Consider the following 19,167-nt stretch of genomic DNA (forward strand, 5'->3'; position numbering starts at 1 on the left):
TTTTTTTGCTCATGGCTTTTTTTTTTCAGAATATATTATAAATAAAGTTGCTGGAATTATGATTACTGCCCCGTGCAATGTACTTTTGTCTGGAAACTCGTTAAATATGAAATATGCGGCTATTGCCGAAATCACAAGCTCTAAATATCTATAAGGAGCGGTAGCGGTAGCATCTACCATAGAAAAAGCTTTAAGTAGCAAGAATAATATTAAACTCCCGCTACTGCCTAAGATAAATAACAACGCTAATTCAAAAAGAGTTGGAGTAAGCCAGTAGTTAGCAGCAGCAGGTATCGACACCACAGCAGTTACTATTGCTGAATAAAATAGCATACTAATCATAGATTCTTTTACCACAAATTTTTTATTTATAATATCAAGCATGGCAAATGAAATAGCGGTTAAAATAAAATAGAGTATTTCAGGGTTAAAATCTTCAGCATGAGGTTTAAGTGTAATCACCAGCCCAACAAATCCTACTATTGTTACTACCCATCTTTGCCAAATGATGTTCTCATTAAGAAAAAATATGGCAAGTATTAAAGTAAATAGTGGGATAGAAAAACTTATAACAGTCGCAGTAGTAACAGGTGCAATACTTAAGCCGTAAGTCCATGAAGTCATACCGAAAAACAATAATAATCCTCTTAAAATATGAACAAAAGGACGACTTGTTTTTAAGGTATTTTTACCATAATAAGCAACGAAAGGTAATAAAACTATGCTACTGAAGAAAAAACGGAAAAAAGCTACTTCAAAACTGTGCAATCTAGTTCCTAAATATTTAGACATTACATCGTTAGCACTACTACTTACTAAACTAAGTAAGAACCAACCTATACCTATTGAATATGTTTTTAATGCATCATTCATTAATATACTCCAGTAATTTCTATAATTTTATTTAAATTTCTTGACTTTTGATATGAAAGAATCTTATCTTCTAAAAAATATAAATACATAACGATGAAAAGCTTATGTTATAATATAATAATGAATTTTAAGCAAGTAAAGGATTGTAACTATGATAAGAATGTCTAAAAGGTTAGGAGTAATTTTGTTTGTATCATGCATAAGCATTAATAGCTTTGCTAAAAGCATGGAAGCTGATGTAAAGGCTGTACCAGAATATAATTATGATGATATTCCATATTATGAAAATGAAGGAAGTTTACTCGTTAAAATGCGTCTAAACGGAGTTTTTGCACATGCTAAGCAAAAAAACTTACCCGCTCCTACAGTTCCTCAGCCTCTTCCAATAGGTGAGTTTGTAAAAAATGGTTATGGTGGTGATATATCTACTACTATATTCTTTAACAATTATTTTGCTACTGAATTATCTTTAGGTTTTAATGTTTTACGTACTAAAAATTCAGTGCTTAGTAATGTATCCTATAACTATGGCGTTGGAGCAACACCTGGTAAAAGCAAGCCTCTTTACATGATCCCAGCAACAATTACAGGACAATTTCATATGGCACCTTTCGGTGGCATTAGACCTTATGTAGGGCTAGGTTATCATGGTTCATATATGATCACTCAATCTAGCGGTATTAAAATAAGAAACGGAAATGGTTTTGTAGGACAAATAGGTCTGGATTTCTATGCTAAAGATGATACAGTAATAAATTTAGACATAAAACAATATTATTTAAATCCTAAAATTGTATATAAGCCAAGTTTAGTAGGAAATAAAAATGTTACCTCTAGAACTAAGCTTAATCCTTTAGTAGTTTCTATAGGTATAGGATTTAGTTTTTAATGTCCCCCTTCGGGGATCAAAAATCCCTCGCCTTTAGGCGAAGGGAAGATATAATGAAATTGCTTTAGCAATGAATTTATATCAAGAAATATGAGAAGTTATAGAAAGAATAGTCATAGTCAGTATGATTTAAAAGTGCATCTTATATGGATACCAAAATATAGGAAGAGAATATTGATAGGCAAAGTATCGGAAAGGACTAGAGATTTACTGAGGCAGATTTGTATGGAACATGAAGTACATATAATTTCAGGTAAAATATCATGTGATCACGTACATATGTTTATCTCATATAAGCCGCAAATATCTCTTAGCAAGTTAGTACAGTATTTAAAAGGCATTAGCTCAAGAATTTTATTGCAAGAATTTACTCATTTACGAAAACAATTTTGGGGCAATCATTTGTGGGCTAGGGGCTATATGGCAGTCAGTTCAGGTAATATAACTGATGAAATGATACAGCACTATATTGATGAACAGGAAGGTGAACCTGTGAATGATGATCGATTTCTAATCGATTCCACTTTATAACCCCTCAGCTTATAGCTGAGGGTTGTTTAGTCTAATAATATTACTATCTTTGCTAATTGGGGTATTGCTTATAATACTGGTAGGCGGTGCTGATATGCCGGTGATAGTATCGATGTTAAATTCCTATTCAGGTTTTGCAGCTGCCGGTATAGGTTTTACCCTTAGTAATAGCTTACTTATTATTACCAGAGCTTTAGTTGGTAGTAGCGGTGCTATACTTAGCTATATAATGTGTAAGGCAATGAATCGCTCCTTAATCAAAGTTATTTTTGGTGCATTTTTACCAGCTCCTAGCGGTGCTAGCAAAAATATAGACGATGATAAGGTAGCAAAATCAAGCTGCCCTGAAGATGCAGCAAATTTATTGCGTAATGCATCATCTGTTATAATTGTTCCTGGTTATGGTATGGCAGTAGCTCAGTCTCAGCATATTATAAAAGAAATGGTTGATATATTAGAAAGGTTAGACATTAACGTACGTTTTGCTGTACATCCTGTAGCAGGTAGAATGCCAGGGCATATGAATGTGCTACTTGCCGAAGCTAATATTGATTATGAGAAAGTTTTAGAGCTTGAAGAGATTAATAGAGATTTTGCTACTACCGATATAGTTTTAGTTATTGGAGCAAATGATGTAACTAATCCAGCTGCTAAAAATGATCCAGATAGCCCAATTTACGGTATGCCTGTTTTAGATGTTGAAAAAGCTCGCAGCGTTTTGTTTATTAAACGTTCTATGGCTTCAGGATATGCTGGTATAGAAAATGAGTTATTTTATCACGACAATACCTTTATGTTATTTGGTGATGCTAAGAAAGTAGTTGAAGAAATTGTAAAGTTTCTAAATGAAGACTAGAATGTGTTACATAGATCGAAAAACGTCCTCGTGTCATCTAGTTGCTTGTCCACGAGATGACATAAATGAAGATTGACTTAAATAGCACCATTTGTTATAACCTTTCTTATTAAGCTAAAAAACAAATATCATGAATTCCCAAAAAATATTACCGCTACTTCCAAAAGCTACGGCTATGTGGTTAATTGAAAACACCTCATTAACTTTTAAGCAGATTGCTGATTTTTGTGGTATTCATGAACTTGAAATAAAAGGTATGGCAGATGGTGAAGTAGCACAATCTATTAAAGGGCTTGACCCGATTGCAAATGGTCAGCTAACTCTGGAGGAAATTGATCGTTGTAGCAAAGACCCTAAAAATATCCTACAAATTTCTCATAGCCCTGCCTATGAATTAATGAAGAATCAGAAAAAACAGCGTGCTAAATATACACCAATTGCAAGACGCCAAGATAAACCTGATGCTATATACTGGTTACTACGTAATTATCCAGATATTCAAGATAATCAAGTAGTTAAGCTTATTGGTACTACTAAAACTACCATCGATGCTATTAGAACCCGCAGCCATTGGAATATGAAATCTATTCATCCACGTGACCCTGTATTACTTGGACTTTGTAGCCAAGTAGAACTAAATAAGGCAGTAGCGATGCTAGAATCCGCATCAAGCCAAAACAAAGAAACTAAAGACTCTTAAGACAAAAAACATCATTGTGAGAAGAAACTGAAAGTTCGACTAATTAATCTCAGGAATTCTACTTTATGAGATTGCCAAGTCGATTCTACGAATATCCTCGCAATGACGACTCTCAATCCACACGAGAAATGCCATCACACGACATCGAGCGTTTTTTCTAATCATCCACATCGGAAAATGCATCATTATCATTAAGCTCATCATCTAATTCTTGAGAATATTGGTTATTTTCATCATCGGATTTAGTAGATGAAGCTTTAAAATTACCTAAATCTTTACTGTTTAAGGTTTTAACTGATTTTAAAGTCTCAACAGGGATAATAACTATTATGTTTTTATTTAATTCATCAAAATATTCTGTAGTTAAAGAATCTTTAAGCACTCCTGAATATTTATTGCTTTTGCTGCTTGCTATGAAATCCTCTAAAGATTTACTTTTATAATAATTTTCAGATGTAAAAATCATTGTTATAAAAAATATCACGGCTGAAATAGCAGCTCCTACTGCAAAACCGGTTAATAATCCCAAAAATCGATCAATGAAACCATTCCTCATAAATGAAATTATTGCTAGGAATTTATAGACGATAAAAATGCATAAGATTAAAGAAATAATATAGGATATAACCCCGCTACTTATTACTCTTACAACCTCATTATGTACGTATTTGCTTATTATTTGCGAAATATATGGATATAAGAAATATGTTAACATTATCGAGGTAATAAAACCGAGTATTCTTGTCGAAAAACCTATTATCCCTTGGTATAATCCAAAAAACGAAAAAAGTATGATAATAGAAAAAATAGTAATATCAAAAAATGTGATCATTATTGTTAACTTCTATTGAATAATTGAATTTAAATCTTATATACTTAATAAGTAACTATTATAATACTAGTTTTATTATGAATGATAAGATCTTTTATAACCTATCTGGTAAAACACTAGTTTCAACACCTTATGTAATTACAAAAGGTATCTACCATAAATCCTTGATTTATATGTTATCACATACAGAAGAAGGTGCAATAGGATTAATGTTTAATCGTTTAGTAAATCATATAGATTTAAAATCATTTTTTAAAATAAAAAATGATGAAATAGTAAATCCTGTTATGGTGCCTATATATCTTGGTGGACCTGTAGAGCATGAAAAAGGATTCTTTTTACATTCCACAGATTATAATAAAAACTTATTATTAGATTTTCATAATGATTTAGCAGTAAGCTCTAATTTGGAAATTTCAGAAGATATAGCTTTCGGTAAAGGACCTAAAAACAGCTTATTAATTGTAGGATATACTGGGTGGAAAGCATGGCAGCTTGAAAAAGAGCTAGAAGAAAATCTATGGCTAGTTATGGATTGTGATAAAGAATTTATTTTTGCTGATAACCCTGAAAATAAATGGCATAATGCGTTGAAGCATTTAGGTATTGATGAGGCACATTTCTCTTCCCAAGTAGGAAGTGCTTAAGTCAGCGTTATTGCATGGATAACGAATCGTCATTGCGAGCGATTGAAAAATACTTTTCGATCCATATAACAAAAAAGTTACAGGATCACAAATCATAATTATAACAACGCATTTTAGAATAAACATAAACAAAAAATGATTTCGATATTTAGCAAATTAAAGCAAGGTTTATCTAAGACCTCAGGTAAAATATCATCAGGTATTGATAAGATATTTTACAAGAAAAAACTAGATGCAGAAACATTAGAGGAATTGGAAGAGCTATTAATTTCGACTGATATGGGGAGTTTGGTAGCAGCTAAAATTATCGAAGATTTTAAATCGCTCAAATTCGATAAAGAAGTTGAAACTACCGAAATAAAAGAAACTCTTGCAAATCTTATTGAACAGCAATTATTAGAATCAGAAATTCCTTTCACTTTAAATGAAAATAAACTAAACGTGGTTTTAGTATGCGGTGTTAATGGTGCAGGTAAAACAACCACTATCGGTAAGCTTGCTGCAATGTATGGAATGCAGGGTAAAAAAGTAGCAGTTGCCGCATGTGATACGTTCAGAGCCGCCGCCGTAAATCAGTTAGATAGCTGGGTGACAAGAGCAAAAGCTTTGCTCATTACCGGCGAAGAGGCAGCAGATCCTGCAAGCGTTGCTTACAGAGCAGTAGAAGAGTCAATTAAGCAAAATATCGATATACTTTTTATCGACACGGCAGGCAGACTTCACAATAAAAAGAACTTGATGGATGAGCTTACTAAGATTGTGAAAGTTATCAAGAAAGTAGACGAGGACCTCCCTACTCATAGCGTTTTAGTGATAGATGCTATTACTGGACAAAATACCTATAACCAAGTGGAGCATTTTAACGAGGCTACTAATTTAACCGGTCTTATTGTAACCAAGCTTGACGGAAGTGCTAAAGCTGGTGTGATTGTCGGGGTGGTGCAGAAATTTAATTTACCAATATATTTTATTGGTATAGGTGAACAGATAGAAGATTTGAAAATATTTAACCGACACGATTTTGCAAAAAGCTTAGTGGGGTTATGATTTTATTGCTGTCATTGCGAGGAGCGTAGCGACAAAGCAATCTCAAGAAGCAGTATAAGCTTCCTGACATTGTTGCGTCGAATTACTCTGTAAGCCTCCTCGCAATTACCTATCATTTTTAGGTAAGCCTAAGCAATAATGTTTAAGAAACTTTCCATCGCTACTAATTAAATATACAAAATTAGAGTGGTTTAGTTCATATTTACTGGTTTCTGTATCAAATGTTTTTGGCTCATAAAATACTTTGAATTCATTAGCAACCTGCGTAATATCATCTATTGTACCAGTTAAACCTATTAAAATTATTATCTATATTTTCAAGATATTTTTTAAGTACTTCGCTTGTATCATTTATTGGATCTAGAGTAATAAATACTGTCTGCACTACGATATTTTCTTTTTGTAAAATCTTTATAATATCCTCTATCTTTTTCAATGAATTCTCATCATCTAACGAGTAAGTAACGCCAAAGTAAATTAGGCTTAGATGTCCTTTTAATCTTTATCATTAAAAACTTTCCCTTTTTGATCCTTAAGAGCGAATTTGATGGCTTGAGAATTATTTTTATCGCTAACTTTCGTATTAATATAAATCTGAGATGGTTCAAACGAAGAGTAAAATAAATATAGATATATTATGCCAGTGATTACAGCTAAGGCTATGAAGATTTTTATTAGGTACATTTGGTTTTTATGTTTTTTCATACCTTGCCGAAATTAGTTAACGAAAATATATTATAAAATTTAACATAATTAGAAATAACTACAATTATAAAGCTTGTTAGTCTAGTAAATAAAGTAAAAATAATCATACATGCGTATAAATATTGCAATATTTACCTAGTGTTATTTTTATCACAACAAATCTTTTTAGTTAAGATTTATTAATTAATGTCCCCCTTCGGGGATCAAAAATCCCTCGCCTTTAGGCGAAGGGAAGATATAATGAAATTGCTTTAGCAATGAATTTATATCAAGAAATATGAGAAGTTATAGAAAGAATAGTCATAGTCAGTATGATTTAAAAGTGCATCTTATATGGATACCAAAATATAGGAAGAGAATATTGATAGGCAAAGTATCGGAAAGGACTAGAGATTTACTGAGGCAGATTTGTATGGAACATGAAGTACATATAATTTCAGGGAAAATATCATGTGATCACGTACATATGTTTATCTCATATAAGCCGCAAATATCTCTTAGCAAGTTAGTACAGTATTTAAAAGGCATTAGCTCAAGAATTTTATTGCAAGAATTTACTCATTTACGAAAACAATTTTGGGGCAATCATTTGTGGGCTAGGGGCTATATGGCAGTCAGTTCAGGTAATATAACTGATGAAATGATACAGCACTATATTGATGAACAGGAAGGTGAACCTGTGAATGATGATCGATTTCTAATCGATTCCACTTTATAACCCCTCAGCTTATAGCTGAGGGTTGTTTAGTAAAATAGATTTAGAAGCAGAATTAATAGAGTCTTTTAAAACTGTATTAAAAAGTGATGAGTTTTCATTTGTTGGTAAGCTAAATGATGCTATTAAAGACTTTTATCAAGATATAAAAAATAGTAAGATTTTAGATATAAACCAAATAAATAACATAGAAAATCTAAAAGCTTTTTTAAAATCTATTAAAGATGCTAAGATTCAAAATTTAAAAGATATTACAGATACATTAACAAACAATATTCATTGTATATCTTTTAAACCTTTAGATATGTCTAAGATCATACTTGATAGTATAAGTAACTTTAAAAAATTAGTAAGTTCGATTAGTGAGCAACAAGCTAAATCTCTCTGGACTTGTATTATAGCATTTAAATCTATTGATGAAAAAAGTTTTACTGAAGTAATATATAGTAAGCTACTACATAGCCAAATAGCACCTATGCAAGGACAGAGTGCTTATAATTCGTTAGGGGAGTTATTAATAGCAACGCATGGATCTATCGCTTTTCATAATAAACAAGATGAATTGTACAAAAATCAATTAGCTGAAATTTATTGTCAGCATGCACAAGTTGTAAATACACCTTCTGCAATAGATTTATATAAAAAAGCTGTTGCACTAGATTCTGTTAAAGCAAATACAAAACTCGGTAACATATATTTACAGCAAAGTAAATATGCACAAGCATTAGAGTATTTAAGAAAAACTAAATGTATTGATGACGAAAAGAAAGCATTTAAAGGATTAATCGATGAGATGAAGCATAATCCTCAGATAAATAATAGGAATTTAGCAGACGAGTATTTATTGCATGCAGAATATTATAAAAAGCACAGCAGAATAGATGATGCAACAAAAGCTTATCTTATTGCTATAGGTAAGCTGGAAGGAATAGTTAAACCTAAGGATTATTTAAAATTGTCTGAGATATATACAAATCTAGCAAAAATAGTTTTACCGAGTAATAATAATAAAGCAGAATATTTTGTGCAAGCTACAGGATATAAGGAATTAGCAGAAAAATTTGGTATTCCTCAAAAAATAGAACAAGATACATCTGTAGATTCATCACGCCCTATTTACGATCCTAAGGATGTTTTACTAAGTGGTGACGATTCTGGTTATTACTCAGACTCAGGTAATTAAAATATCTTAATATAATTTTTATAGACAAGTAAAAATGAGGTGATAGTATAAAATAAATATATTTAATTACAAATTAGATATGACTCAAGATTATCCAGCTGATGATACAAAAAAAATTGCTGAGCAAATAAAAGATGCTTTAATGGGTATTAGCGACTCGCTTGTACTTGAAAGCACAGAAGTAGAAGAGCTTTTTGAGGAGTTGAGCCAAAATGAAGATTTTGAATATGAGATAGAGCAGATACTTGCTATCTTAAATGAACAAACTATGGATTTAACTCAACTCCAATCGCAAATTATTTTATTGATCCGCAAATATTTAGGTAAAACTAAAAATCTAAAGCTTAAAATGCTGAAGATGGATGAAAAACTTATTAGTAAAAATATTTCTGAAGTCAGTAACTATTTAATGCATCAACATTCCAAAATTGTTAGAGATGCTAATAAAAACCTTGCAAACCCGAAAGATAAATTACAAGGCTTAACCAAGCAGGCAAGAATAGACCTAAAGCGTTTGATCAAAAGTTTTGCTGTTTATCAGATTTATATGTTTATGAATCCGAAAAGGATAGCCGGTGAGACAAAATTAATGAATTTTGCCTATAATTTTATTAGAGGTGGAATGAAATTAGCCCAAAAATATGAGGGTGGAAAGCCAAGAGATATCAAATCATATTCCCCTAAACTTATTAAAAAGCTTGAAAGAGCTCGCGCTGGTTTTAAAAAAAGCGGTGGCATTTCAATTTAAATATTGTCTTCTTCTACAAAAGCCTTATAGTTTAATAAAATTAATTCAATTATTATGGAGGAAGCACTTTCAACTTAAATCATTCATGCGAACTTAATATTGAAAAATTAATAACTTGGATACATCTTGGTTGCGGCTCTGAAGAAAAACACCATGCTCAAGCTGTAGAAATTAATATAAATTTAATTTTCCCAACTCCTCCACTAGCTACTCAAACTGATAATATCGATGATACCATTTGCTATGCAGAAACTGTAAGACTGATACAAGGGCTTTGTCAGGAGAATCGCTTTAATCTTATCGAACATTTAGCAGCCCGAATATATGATATTATTTATCATGATCTTATCAAAACTAAATCAGAGAAAGTTTTTTTAAAGGTAACTGTTACTAAATTAAAATCACCAGTTTCAGGAGTACATGGCGGAATTTCTTTTTCTTACTCAGGGAAAGATAGTATATGATTTATATTTCTATAGGCAGTAATTTAGGCAACAGACTTTTAAATATTAAAAAAGCTCTAAATTTACTTAAAAATCATGGTTTTGTATTAATTAAGCAATCTATTATTTTTGAGACGCAAGCTATCTTACCTTCAAATGCAAATAGTAGTTGGGATAAGCCATATTTTAACATGGTGGTACAAGGTACTACTGCTTTATTGCCCAATGCAATGCTAACTGTGCTTAAAAAGATTGAACAGCAAATAGGCAGAAAAGAGAATATGATAAATGGTGTCCACGAGTTATTGATCTAGATATTTTACTTTGGGATAATTATTATATAGATTTACCAGATTTAAAAATACCTCATTCCCAATTATTAAATAGATCGTTTCTTATTCATCTTATTGCAAGCTTGAGCATAGAATGCCGTTATATTTGCCCTGATAATAACCTCTATAACGATAAAACTTTTGCAGAAATAGCCCATTTAATCGAAAATCAAGGGGTTATACGCTCACTTATTTTAAATCCTCAATTTGTTGGTATTTTAAATATTACTCCTGATTCTTTTTCTGATGGAGGTTTGAGTGTTCATAAGGAAGATGCCGTTAAGAATTTTGTACATTTAATGGATGCAGGATCTAGTATGATTGATCTTGGTGCTCAGTCAACACGTCCCTCTGCTTTTATGATTAGTGAGGATGAAGAATATACTAGACTTGATAGTGTTCTTGAAGAGCTAAAAGGAGTTATAGAAAAAACAGAAGCCCTTATTAGTATCGATAGTTTTTCACCTGAAGTGATAAAACGAATTCTAAAAAAATATCCCGTTCATTGTATTAACTTAGTGAAAACTAATTTAGATAATGATACATTACGATTAATTGCAGATTATAATTGTAAAATTGTTATTATGCATTCGCTAACCGTTCCGCCACAAAAACAGCAATGTCTTGATTTTGATAAATCTCCGATTATTAGCTTAAATATATGGGCAGAGCAAGAAATAGCAAAATTAGAAAAATGTGGATTTGATAGAAAAGATATAATTTTTGATCCTGGTATAGGTTTTGGAAAGTCTGTTTACCAAAATTTACATATACTACAAAATATTCAAGAATTTAAAAAATTAGGATGTGAGATATTAGTTGGTCACTCAAGAAAATCTTATATTTCTACTTTCTATAATTCTATTGCAAAAGAAAGAGATTTAGAAACAATAGCAATATCAAAATATTTAGCTGAAAATGGGGTCAACTATTTACGAGTGCATAAGGCACCGTCAAGTTAAGTAAATTAGTATCACAAAGTACTATATTTTTAGATTTCAGACAGCAAGAAGTCTTTGAGTAGCTTCATCCCAAATGGATTTAGCGGACGCAAATGCAATTCTTTGCTCAGATGCTGTTTTAGTATATCTTCCAACATTTACAGCAAATATATTTCTGACTTTTCCCATCAGTGATAATGTACATTGTGCTGAATTAGGATGCTTAAATTTAATCAGTATCTTCTCTTTTCTCCTAGTTGGCTGATGGGCATTCTCAATCCGATTATTTAGTCTTTTATCGGTACGATGCTTAGTCCTAGGACACATATACCTAACTGGTTTAATGTAGCTTTTTAGCTTATCAGTCACAATAACCCTTGGACATGGATAATTACCCAATAATCTTGATAAAAAGCGAATAGCTGATTTCTTGTTACGACGCTTCTGCAGTAATACTTCTAATTCATGTCCCTCAGAGTCAACAGCTCTCCATAATATGAATACTTCACCTTTGATCTTGATATTCATCTCATCCAAATGCCATTTATCAGTTGGCTTTCGCTCTCTCTTACTAATAACATCTTGAAAATAAACTACAAACTTATAACACCAAAACCTTACAGTCTCATGACTTAATATAATACCTCGATAAGCCATCTGCTCTTGAACATCTCGGTAACTATTATTAAAGCGATGATATAACCATACTGTATGGCTAATAATGCTTGCTGGAAAACGATGTCTATTCGGGGCTTGAGTAATATGCATAGCGGTAAAATCTAGGATAAATTGTTACTGCTATTCTATAAATCATTCCCTGTAATTGCTTAATACTTAATTTATACCTCCCTTAACTTGACGGTGCCTTCTCAACTATTAAAGAATGTAAGAAAATATTTTTCATTTAAAATTAAATTATTTAGATACAATATTCATGCCATCAAGAAATTGCCATAGCAATTTTGCTCCTTCTATTGCTCCTTGATATGTTAATTTTTGTTCCTTTGCGTCTAAATCCTCAATCAAGTTTGCACATTCTTGAGTATGCCATTGATCAATTTCGCTATGAACAGTGAAAAATTGTAATGTTTTGTAATCTGAAATTCCATAGAATTTTTTTAATCCTTGAATTTTGGAATCAGATACTTCCGGAGTTTGACGCTCATAAGCATAAAGAGCACCAAGACCTTCAGCAAAAGATTTTTCTGTTAATTTAAAATAACCTTGAACAAGTTTTTGGGTTGAGTTTAGTTCAGGTTCTAAAGTAAAACTGCTTCTTGAACAACCTAATCCTTCAGCAAAACGTTTCCATAATTCTGGATGATTTTCGTCTCCTTGTTCTTCTTCTATAAGATTACCAAGTAATATCTGTCTAGTTTCTATATCACTACATTTAGAATGTATTGCACTTATATAGCGTGGAAAAGCTGCAACATGATGATAATATTCTTTTGCATAAGTTTGTAAAGTAGAATGACTAAGTTTTCCCATATTCCATAATTGATAAAATGGGTGATTTAAAAGATTATATTGTTTAAGATCTGTATTGAGCTGTTCTAAAAATTTCACGTTACTTCCTTTTATTATTAATGTTTAGTAAATTTGTAAATTTTATAATCGTTTGTTTTATCGATCATCATTGAATCCCAACCCTCTAAAAGATCAAGAGGGAAAAAAGTATCACCTTCGTAGTCTTTATTTATCTTTGTTAGTAGAAACGGCACCGTCAAGTTAAGGGAGGTATAAATTAAGTATTGAGCAATTACAGGGAATGATTTATAGAATAGCAGTAACAATTTATCCTAGATTTTACCGCTATGCATATTACTCAAGCCCCGAATAGACATCGTTTTCCAGCAAGCATTATTAGCCATACAGTATGGTTATATCATCGCTTTAATAATAGTTACCGAGATGTTCAAGAGCAGATGGCTTATCGAGGTATTATATTAAGTCATGAGACTGTAAGGTTTTGGTGTTATAAGTTTGTAGTTTATTTTCAAGATGTTATTAGTAAGAGAGAGCGAAAGCCAACTGATAAATGGCATTTGGATGAGATGAATATCAAGATCAAAGGTGAAGTATTCATATTATGGAGAGCTGTTGACTCTGAGGGACATGAATTAGAAGTATTACTGCAGAAGCGTCGTAACAAGAAATCAGCTATTCGCTTTTTATCAAGATTATTGGGTAATTATCCATGTCCAAGGGTTATTGTGACTGATAAGCTAAAAAGCTACATTAAACCAGTTAGGTATATGTGTCCTAGGACTAAGCATCGTACCGATAAAAGACTAAATAATCGGATTGAGAATGCCCATCAGCCAACTAGGAGAAAAGAGAAGATACTGATTAAATTTAAGCATCCTAATTCAGCACAATGTACATTATCACTGATGGGAAAAGTCAGAAATATATTTGCTGTAAATGTTGGAAGATATACTAAAACAGCATCTGAGCAAAGAATTGCATTTGCGTCCGCTAAATCCATTTGGGATGAAGCTACTCAAAGACTTCTTGCTGTCTGAAATCTAAAAATATAGTACTTTGTGATACTAATTTACTTAACTTGACGGTGCCTTTTTGACATATGGCAACGAAATTGGTCTGGCATAGCTCCATTTTTTAGCTTTCCGGAAGACATTAGGAAGGCGATTTACACTACTAATGCTATTGAATCCACTAACCGTCAAATTCGTAAAATTATTAAAAATAAAGGAGTATTTCCAGATGACAAATCGATTCAGAAAATAATCTTTTTGGCGTTGACAAATGCCTCTAAAAAATGGACAATGCCTATTAAGAATTGGGCGATGGCTTTAAATCAATTTGCTATACTTTGTGATACTAATTTACAAAATTGGGCAAATGGAGAAATCGTACTTACACAAAAAATCTGACAGACCCCCAAAGGAAGATTCAAGTTATAATTTCTTCATCTTCTCTTGTAAAGAATTCTGACGCAAGCGAGTTTTTAAGCTTTCAAAATCAACTATTTCTGCTTTTTGATTTTGGCAGCTACAAGCAAAAATGTATTTTCTTTCATCTTCAACTTTTTGTATACACTGACCACAAATTCCTTTCATCATGCATTGCATAGATGAATTAACACTAACAATTATTTCTGCACTTTCACCAAATATTTTTAAGCTTTTTAACTCTTCTGCTATTTCAGGTGATGCATTAATTATTACTCTATCTATTAAAGTTAGTTTTTGGGTTTTTATTTCAGGATAGGTAAAAAACATAACTTCGTTATTGTTATCTTTTAGAGTTTTAATTAAAACATTATTCGGTTCGGTGTCAATAACTACTATTCTTTTATTACTTGGTATCTCTAATGGTATCCCGCTTGGTCCCATCAAAACTACTTTTTCATCTTCAGAAAATAATTTACATAAACTAGTTGATTTGCCGACATCATATATTATAAAACTAATCAAGCCGCTTTCTACATTAATATCCGCAACGCTTAGGGCTATAGGCTCTATTAATTTAGTTACATCAGCAGAATAATTTTGTAAGCGGAAAAACTGCCCTGGCTTAAAATTCCTAGCAGCAAGCGGTGAGTGAATTACCAACTCAAAAGTTTTATCGCCTAAGATGTTTATTTTGTGAACCTTGCTAATTAACAAATCATCTAGTTGTTTTACAAAATTTTTATAGTCACCTTTAAAATTCGCGTTATTATTTGCTAACTTCTTATTAATAGCCTCATAGCCATCTTTGCTGTTAGCAAGTGCCTTAACTACACTACCTGAGTATTTAGGATTACAATCTCCAAAGTAACTATATACCTTTGATACTTCAAAATTTGTTAAGCCAAATTTCGGGATTCGCCTGTGCTCACGTACTATTGTACGCTGTGCAGGCTCACCGCTTATTTGTCTTTCAAATTCTGAAGTATCTGCGGTATACTCATTTTCGTCAAAATCAAGGTTATTCTCTATACCAATTGCCATGATTAGGGTTTTGATGGTTATTTTACTATGTTTTATGTCATTCCCGCGTAGGCGGGAATGACATACAGACTTCTCCTCGCAATGACGTTCTTTATTCCTGAACTCCACGGACTCCACATGCCCATATTTATCATTATTAATTCTCAAAGGCTGCATATTTTCTTCAAAATTAACTCCTAATGCTAATGCATATATTAGCTCCTCATGATTTAATTTATATGCCAGCGAATCTTGCAGTTTCCCACGATAATAAATAGTAGCTCCACCAAGTTTCTTAAAAACCTCTTTTAGCTCTTCATTATTCTTAGCTTTCTCAAATAATTTTGCATGAGCAATAAATTCCTCGGCTATTTCCTTATCTTCTTCAGTCCAATCATTTTCCGTATAATCTTTACCGTATTTGGCAACAGCAAACTCGTAATCTTTAACAAAACTCTCTACCTGCTTTTTATAATAATATAAGCTTTCTGTTGCTGCATCTAGGGAGGTAAGACCGCCACCAATTACCGCAATCGGCATTCTAATAAGCATATTAGTATTAGAGTTTTCTAAAAACGCTCCACCGCTTTGCAAAGTCATTAAAAAGTCTGAAGCTGTTTTAACACCTTTAACATCAAAATTCTCTATATCCAAAATTTTTGGCTTACCAGCTCCAATGCAGAAAGCTATATGATCAAAACCTAAATTAAAGGCTTGCTCTTTCGTTACATTAAAATCTAAAGCCACCCCATCATAATATTTAAACTGGCTATTTCTCTCGAGTATTAGCCGTAATATATCAAGGTTGTTTTTATCCCAGCGAACAGTAATACCATACTCCGCTACCCCACCAAATCCTTTCGGTACTCTTTCAGATAATTTATTTTTATATTCGTGCCAGAATTTTATAGGCTTGTGAATATCAAAAGGTAGAGGTGTAATTTTCAAGCCATCAATAGCCGTAACATTATGACCAGATCGTAATAAATAATAACTAAGACTGAAACCTGCCGGACCAAGCCCTGTAACCAGAATATTATAGTTAGTAGATTCTTTTGGCAGCGGGTTATAAATATTAAGCGGATTCCAACGAGTTAAAAGTAGATATATCTCTAAACCATAAGGTAGCTTAAGCGTTTCTTCTAAAATATTTGATTCTATTAGCGGTATATTTACCAGATCTTGCTTTTGATAAATACAGGCTTTTGAGCAATCATTACAAATCCTATGACCAGTAGCCGCAACCATTGGGTTATCTATAACAATAATCGCAAGAGCACTTAAATTAAAGCCTTGAGCTTTAACATAATTCATCTCAGAAATTTTTTGTTTTAGGGGGCAACCATCCGTCATTGCGAGCGAATGAAATGAGCGTGGCAATCTCAGAAAGTTTGACGAGATTGCCACGTCGCTTCGCTCCTTGCAATGACGAACTTGCGGGATGACATTTAAACCTTTCGAACACGAGTCCTTATCTTGCTTGTGGCAATAAATACAATAATGAGAGTGGTTTAAAGCTTCATCCAGATTTAAAAAAGAATCTGTATAATCAAAATCTAACCTTTCGTTTTTTTGATATTTAGATATTTTTTTATCATCTATTAGGTTTTCTTTGTCTAGCTTTTGTGGGAGATCAAATAGAATATTATTATCATTTATGTCATTCCCGCGTAGGCGGGAATCTAGGAATTTAGAATTAACAAAGTTGGAATTTATATTATTTTTTTCTGGATTCCCGCCTACGCGGGAATGACAATGATTAGACACCCTATAAGCAGCATATTGTGCGGCTATATCAAGTTCTTGTACAAAATTATCTTCTGCTTGTTGCCATATAATTACTTGTTTAGCGAAATCTCTAGAAGTAAAATTTTTACCTATTAAATCAGCTAATTTTAAATATATATCCTCAAAATCTATATCTTTTATTTTTTCCTGCGGATATTTTTTGATAGCATAACGCTGGACAAATTTTCTTTTACACTCATAAATAATATCAAAATCTTTATGCTGTAATCTCAAACTTGTAACTTCCTTTGAAATACAAAATAACTCTGCTAGAAAATCATCTAAGTAAGGATATATATTTAATAAAAACTCGGAATAATCTTGAGAGAGAATAGAATAAGGATTAGATCTAAATAATAATATATTATTATAAAGCGATTTGTTGGCTTTAAAGAGATAATCTAAAAATATTTGATCTAATTTTTTAAGACCGGTTAAATCTAATTTTTTAAAATCTAGATTAAAACCAAGCTTCATAGGTAATAAATAACTCTTTTTGAAAAACGTTTATATACTAAATAGCTTATACAAACAGTTATAAATGCTACTAACACAGATTTACCTATTGATAATAAATCTGGTAATGTTCCATTAATTACTAATGATTGTGCAGGTCTTATAATTATAAAGAATGGGTTAAGCTCAAAAAAGTCTCTTTGAGCTTCAGGGATTAATGAATATGGATAAACTATAGGTATGCTCCAATAAATGACTCCTAAAACAACATTTAATATTTGTGGAATATCGCGGATATAAGGCGTTAGAAAAGCCATTGCAATAGATCCACTAATTGTACAAATTATTAGTGGTAAAATTAATATTGGCATAAATATTATTTGCCATGAAAATTTTTCTGGAAACAATAAAATAAAAGCAACATACATTGCCAAAAATGAGCAAAATAGATTGTATAGCTGTGCTAAACTATCTGCAACTGGGAAAAAAGTCTTAGAAATTCTAACTTTTTTTATTATTTGGTCACGTGCTACTAAAGAATTTGAAGAAGTTGTTAAGCTAGTTACTAGAAAAGTCCATAAAGGAATTCCTCCAACTAAATTCATTATCAAAAACTCTCTTGGCTGATTTAATAAAAAGCCAAAAAAATACGAAATTACCAATATATTAACAAATGGTTGAATCAAACTCCATAAAGATCCTAAAAATGAATCTTTGTTTTGCTTAATTATAGAAGCTCTAACTAATAATATTACCGCTTGCCAATATTTTTTAGATAAAAAATACTTTATCATTTATGTTTTTCTCTATTGTAAATTTTAAATATTTCTGAAGGTTTACCATCAGCAACAATACTACCATCACGTAATAAAATACATCTATTACAATTATCTTTTACAAGTTCTTCTTGATGACTTACTATTATTGAAATAGGTGTATTTTTAAATTTATTTTTCATTAAATTTAAAGATTTTTTTATAAAATAACTATCTCCTGCAGCAAAAATTTCATCAAGTAATAGTATTTGTGGATGTTGAAATATTGATATGGAAAAAGCAATTCGAGATAACATTCCGGAACTATAATTTTTTATAGGTAAATCAATTTTACTACCTAATTCCGAAAATTCTATAATTTCCTGCTCTACTTCTTTGTTATATTTATCTAGCATATTATTATATAACATCAACATTTTGATGTTATCACGCCCTGTTTGTTCTTGCTCAAACCCAGCACTCATATCTATTATAGGTGCAATATCACCACAAACCCTTATTGTTCCTTTTATTGGCGGATAAATTCCTGCAATCATTTTTAAAACAGAACTTTTTCCCGAACCATTACTACCAATAAAAGCTACTTTTTCTCCCTCATAGCAAGAGAAATTAATATTATTCAATATTGGTATATTTGGATAAAAAGAAGTTCCTCTATTAAGAAAGAAATGCTTTAATCCTTGTGCTCTTTTGTGGGTATCTATACCCTCAACGTAAGCGTTTTTTATCTCTATAAATACTTTAGAACTAAAAGACATAAAATC

At 31.7% G+C, this 19,167-nt stretch carries 20 protein-coding genes and 3 pseudogenes; 14 read left to right on the forward strand and 9 right to left on the reverse strand.

The features are described 5' to 3' along the window. Positions 1–9 precede the first annotated feature (9 nt). A complete protein-coding gene (locus BA173_RS03155) occupies positions 10–873 on the reverse strand; it encodes a DMT family transporter (RefSeq protein ID WP_016948074.1) in 864 nt (287 codons plus the stop codon). 151 nt (positions 874–1,024) lie between these two features. Here BA173_RS03155 and BA173_RS03160 point away from each other — a divergent pair, with 151 nt between their 5' ends. The 4 genes and pseudogenes from BA173_RS03160 (at position 1,025) to BA173_RS03175 (ending at position 3,849) form a co-directional block, all read left to right on the forward strand. After that, positions 1,025–1,762 carry an OmpW family outer membrane protein gene (locus BA173_RS03160; protein ID WP_016948075.1) on the forward strand — a complete coding sequence of 246 codons (738 nt, stop codon included), beginning with the start codon at positions 1,025–1,027 and terminating at the stop codon, positions 1,760–1,762. 90 nt (positions 1,763–1,852) lie between these two features. Then, positions 1,853–2,293 (forward strand): IS200/IS605 family transposase, encoded by a 441-nt coding sequence (gene tnpA / locus BA173_RS03165; RefSeq protein WP_095568239.1) that lies wholly within the window; start codon positions 1,853–1,855, stop codon positions 2,291–2,293. Positions 2,294–2,315: 22 nt separating this feature from the next. Beyond that, positions 2,316–3,149 (forward strand): annotated as a pseudogene (locus tag BA173_RS03170) (NAD(P)(+) transhydrogenase (Re/Si-specific) subunit beta); the annotation flags it as partial. Between the two features lie 130 nt (positions 3,150–3,279). Continuing rightward, on the forward strand, positions 3,280–3,849 hold the full coding sequence (locus tag BA173_RS03175) for a cell cycle transcriptional regulator TrcR (RefSeq protein WP_016948077.1): 570 nt from the start codon (positions 3,280–3,282) through the stop codon (positions 3,847–3,849). Between the two features lie 157 nt (positions 3,850–4,006). Here BA173_RS03175 and BA173_RS03180 read toward each other — a convergent pair whose 3' ends face one another. Continuing rightward, entirely contained in the window at positions 4,007–4,681 is a 675-nt protein-coding gene (locus BA173_RS03180; protein WP_068041941.1) for a CvpA family protein, read from the reverse strand. A 77-nt stretch (positions 4,682–4,758) separates the two neighbouring features. Here BA173_RS03180 and BA173_RS03185 point away from each other — a divergent pair, with 77 nt between their 5' ends. Then, complete coding sequence (locus BA173_RS03185; protein ID WP_068041944.1) at positions 4,759–5,328, forward strand: YqgE/AlgH family protein; 570 nt, start codon at positions 4,759–4,761, stop codon at positions 5,326–5,328. Between the two features lie 135 nt (positions 5,329–5,463). Continuing rightward, complete coding sequence (ftsY, locus tag BA173_RS03190; RefSeq protein ID WP_016948080.1) at positions 5,464–6,375, forward strand: signal recognition particle-docking protein FtsY; 912 nt, start codon at positions 5,464–5,466, stop codon at positions 6,373–6,375. 105 nt (positions 6,376–6,480) lie between these two features. Here the strand turns inward: ftsY and BA173_RS03195 are convergent. Further along, positions 6,481–7,080 (reverse strand): annotated as a pseudogene (locus BA173_RS03195) (SCO family protein). A 277-nt stretch (positions 7,081–7,357) separates the two neighbouring features. Between BA173_RS03195 and tnpA (BA173_RS03200) the strand changes: the two are divergent. The 6 genes from tnpA (BA173_RS03200) to folP all read left to right on the forward strand — a co-directional run bounded on the left by tnpA (BA173_RS03200) (position 7,358) and on the right by folP (position 11,463). After that, a complete protein-coding gene (gene tnpA, locus BA173_RS03200) occupies positions 7,358–7,798 on the forward strand; it encodes an IS200/IS605 family transposase (protein ID WP_095568239.1) in 441 nt (146 codons plus the stop codon). A 22-nt stretch (positions 7,799–7,820) separates the two neighbouring features. Then, complete coding sequence (locus BA173_RS03205) at positions 7,821–8,978, forward strand: tetratricopeptide repeat protein (protein WP_232505971.1); 1,158 nt, start codon at positions 7,821–7,823, stop codon at positions 8,976–8,978. 79 nt (positions 8,979–9,057) lie between these two features. Beyond that, entirely contained in the window at positions 9,058–9,726 is a 669-nt protein-coding gene (locus BA173_RS03210) for a DUF5394 family protein (RefSeq protein ID WP_016948083.1), read from the forward strand. Between the two features lie 119 nt (positions 9,727–9,845). Continuing rightward, a complete protein-coding gene (locus BA173_RS03215; protein ID WP_232505985.1) occupies positions 9,846–10,190 on the forward strand; it encodes a dihydroneopterin aldolase in 345 nt (114 codons plus the stop codon). Further along, positions 10,187–10,483 (forward strand): 2-amino-4-hydroxy-6-hydroxymethyldihydropteridine diphosphokinase, encoded by a 297-nt coding sequence (locus BA173_RS08425; RefSeq protein WP_250638357.1) that lies wholly within the window; start codon positions 10,187–10,189, stop codon positions 10,481–10,483. The genes BA173_RS03215 and BA173_RS08425 overlap by 4 nt, the downstream gene beginning before the upstream one ends. A gap of 101 nt (positions 10,484–10,584) precedes the next feature. Then, entirely contained in the window at positions 10,585–11,463 is an 879-nt protein-coding gene (gene folP / locus BA173_RS03220) for a dihydropteroate synthase (RefSeq protein ID WP_232505986.1), read from the forward strand. Positions 11,464–11,499: 36 nt separating this feature from the next. Here folP and BA173_RS03225 read toward each other — a convergent pair whose 3' ends face one another. The 3 genes from BA173_RS03225 to BA173_RS03235 form a co-directional block, all read right to left on the reverse strand. Then, positions 11,500–12,210: an IS6 family transposase gene (locus BA173_RS03225; protein WP_095568243.1), complete on the reverse strand. Its 711-nt coding sequence runs from the start codon at positions 12,208–12,210 to the stop codon at positions 11,500–11,502. A 147-nt stretch (positions 12,211–12,357) separates the two neighbouring features. Further along, positions 12,358–13,011, reverse strand: a complete 654-nt coding sequence (locus tag BA173_RS03230) for a CADD family putative folate metabolism protein (RefSeq protein ID WP_016947872.1) — start codon at positions 13,009–13,011, stop codon at positions 12,358–12,360. 17 nt (positions 13,012–13,028) lie between these two features. Continuing rightward, positions 13,029–13,238, reverse strand: coding sequence for a dihydrofolate reductase (locus BA173_RS03235; protein WP_232505972.1), 210 nt, complete (start codon positions 13,236–13,238; stop codon positions 13,029–13,031). Positions 13,239–13,259: 21 nt separating this feature from the next. Between BA173_RS03235 and BA173_RS03240 the strand changes: the two genes are divergently transcribed. Together BA173_RS03240 and BA173_RS08980 are read left to right on the forward strand one after the other, a co-directional pair. Then, positions 13,260–13,970, forward strand: coding sequence for an IS6 family transposase (locus BA173_RS03240; RefSeq protein ID WP_095568243.1), 711 nt, complete (start codon positions 13,260–13,262; stop codon positions 13,968–13,970). A gap of 60 nt (positions 13,971–14,030) precedes the next feature. Further along, positions 14,031–14,222 (forward strand): annotated as a pseudogene (locus BA173_RS08980) (transposase); the annotation flags it as partial. Positions 14,223–14,366: 144 nt separating this feature from the next. Here BA173_RS08980 and BA173_RS03250 read toward each other — a convergent pair. Genes BA173_RS03250 through BA173_RS03260 form a run of 3 tightly spaced genes read right to left on the reverse strand, consistent with a single transcriptional unit; the run spans position 14,367 to position 19,161 of the window. Beyond that, positions 14,367–17,648, reverse strand: a complete 3,282-nt coding sequence (locus BA173_RS03250) for a palindromic element RPE5 domain-containing protein (protein WP_068041919.1) — start codon at positions 17,646–17,648, stop codon at positions 14,367–14,369. Then, positions 17,645–18,421, reverse strand: a complete 777-nt coding sequence (locus BA173_RS03255) for an ABC transporter permease (protein ID WP_068041922.1) — start codon at positions 18,419–18,421, stop codon at positions 17,645–17,647. The genes BA173_RS03250 and BA173_RS03255 overlap by 4 nt, the downstream gene beginning before the upstream one ends. Next, positions 18,418–19,161 carry an ABC transporter ATP-binding protein gene (locus BA173_RS03260; RefSeq protein ID WP_068041925.1) on the reverse strand — a complete coding sequence of 248 codons (744 nt, stop codon included), beginning with the start codon at positions 19,159–19,161 and terminating at the stop codon, positions 18,418–18,420. Before BA173_RS03260 ends, BA173_RS03255 begins: the two co-directional genes overlap by 4 nt. Between the last annotated feature and the right edge of the window lie 6 nt (positions 19,162–19,167).

It is taken from the genome of Rickettsia sp. MEAM1 (Bemisia tabaci), from assembly GCF_002285905.1.
Lineage (GTDB): Bacteria > Pseudomonadota > Alphaproteobacteria > Rickettsiales > Rickettsiaceae > Rickettsia.

Coding starts and splice junctions, on each gene's coding strand:
- BA173_RS03225 (WP_095568243.1), bottom strand. CDS start 12,210: ATGCATATTACTCAAGCCCCGAATAGACATCGTTTTCCAGCAAGCATT.
- BA173_RS03175 (WP_016948077.1), top strand. CDS start 3,280: ATGAATTCCCAAAAAATATTACCGCTACTTCCAAAAGCTACGGCTATG.
- BA173_RS03155 (WP_016948074.1), bottom strand. CDS start 873: ATGAATGATGCATTAAAAACATATTCAATAGGTATAGGTTGGTTCTTA.
- BA173_RS03180 (WP_068041941.1), bottom strand. CDS start 4,681: ATGATCACATTTTTTGATATTACTATTTTTTCTATTATCATACTTTTT.
- BA173_RS03240 (WP_095568243.1), top strand. CDS start 13,260: ATGCATATTACTCAAGCCCCGAATAGACATCGTTTTCCAGCAAGCATT.
- ftsY (WP_016948080.1), top strand. CDS start 5,464: ATGATTTCGATATTTAGCAAATTAAAGCAAGGTTTATCTAAGACCTCA.
- BA173_RS03210 (WP_016948083.1), top strand. CDS start 9,058: ATGACTCAAGATTATCCAGCTGATGATACAAAAAAAATTGCTGAGCAA.
- BA173_RS03255 (WP_068041922.1), bottom strand. CDS start 18,421: ATGATAAAGTATTTTTTATCTAAAAAATATTGGCAAGCGGTAATATTA.
- BA173_RS03250 (WP_068041919.1), bottom strand. CDS start 17,648: ATGAAGCTTGGTTTTAATCTAGATTTTAAAAAATTAGATTTAACCGGT.
- BA173_RS03160 (WP_016948075.1), top strand. CDS start 1,025: ATGATAAGAATGTCTAAAAGGTTAGGAGTAATTTTGTTTGTATCATGC.
- tnpA (WP_095568239.1), top strand. CDS start 7,358: ATGAGAAGTTATAGAAAGAATAGTCATAGTCAGTATGATTTAAAAGTG.
- tnpA (WP_095568239.1), top strand. CDS start 1,853: ATGAGAAGTTATAGAAAGAATAGTCATAGTCAGTATGATTTAAAAGTG.
- BA173_RS03185 (WP_068041944.1), top strand. CDS start 4,759: ATGAATGATAAGATCTTTTATAACCTATCTGGTAAAACACTAGTTTCA.
- BA173_RS08425 (WP_250638357.1), top strand. CDS start 10,187: ATGATTTATATTTCTATAGGCAGTAATTTAGGCAACAGACTTTTAAAT.
- BA173_RS03260 (WP_068041925.1), bottom strand. CDS start 19,161: ATGTCTTTTAGTTCTAAAGTATTTATAGAGATAAAAAACGCTTACGTT.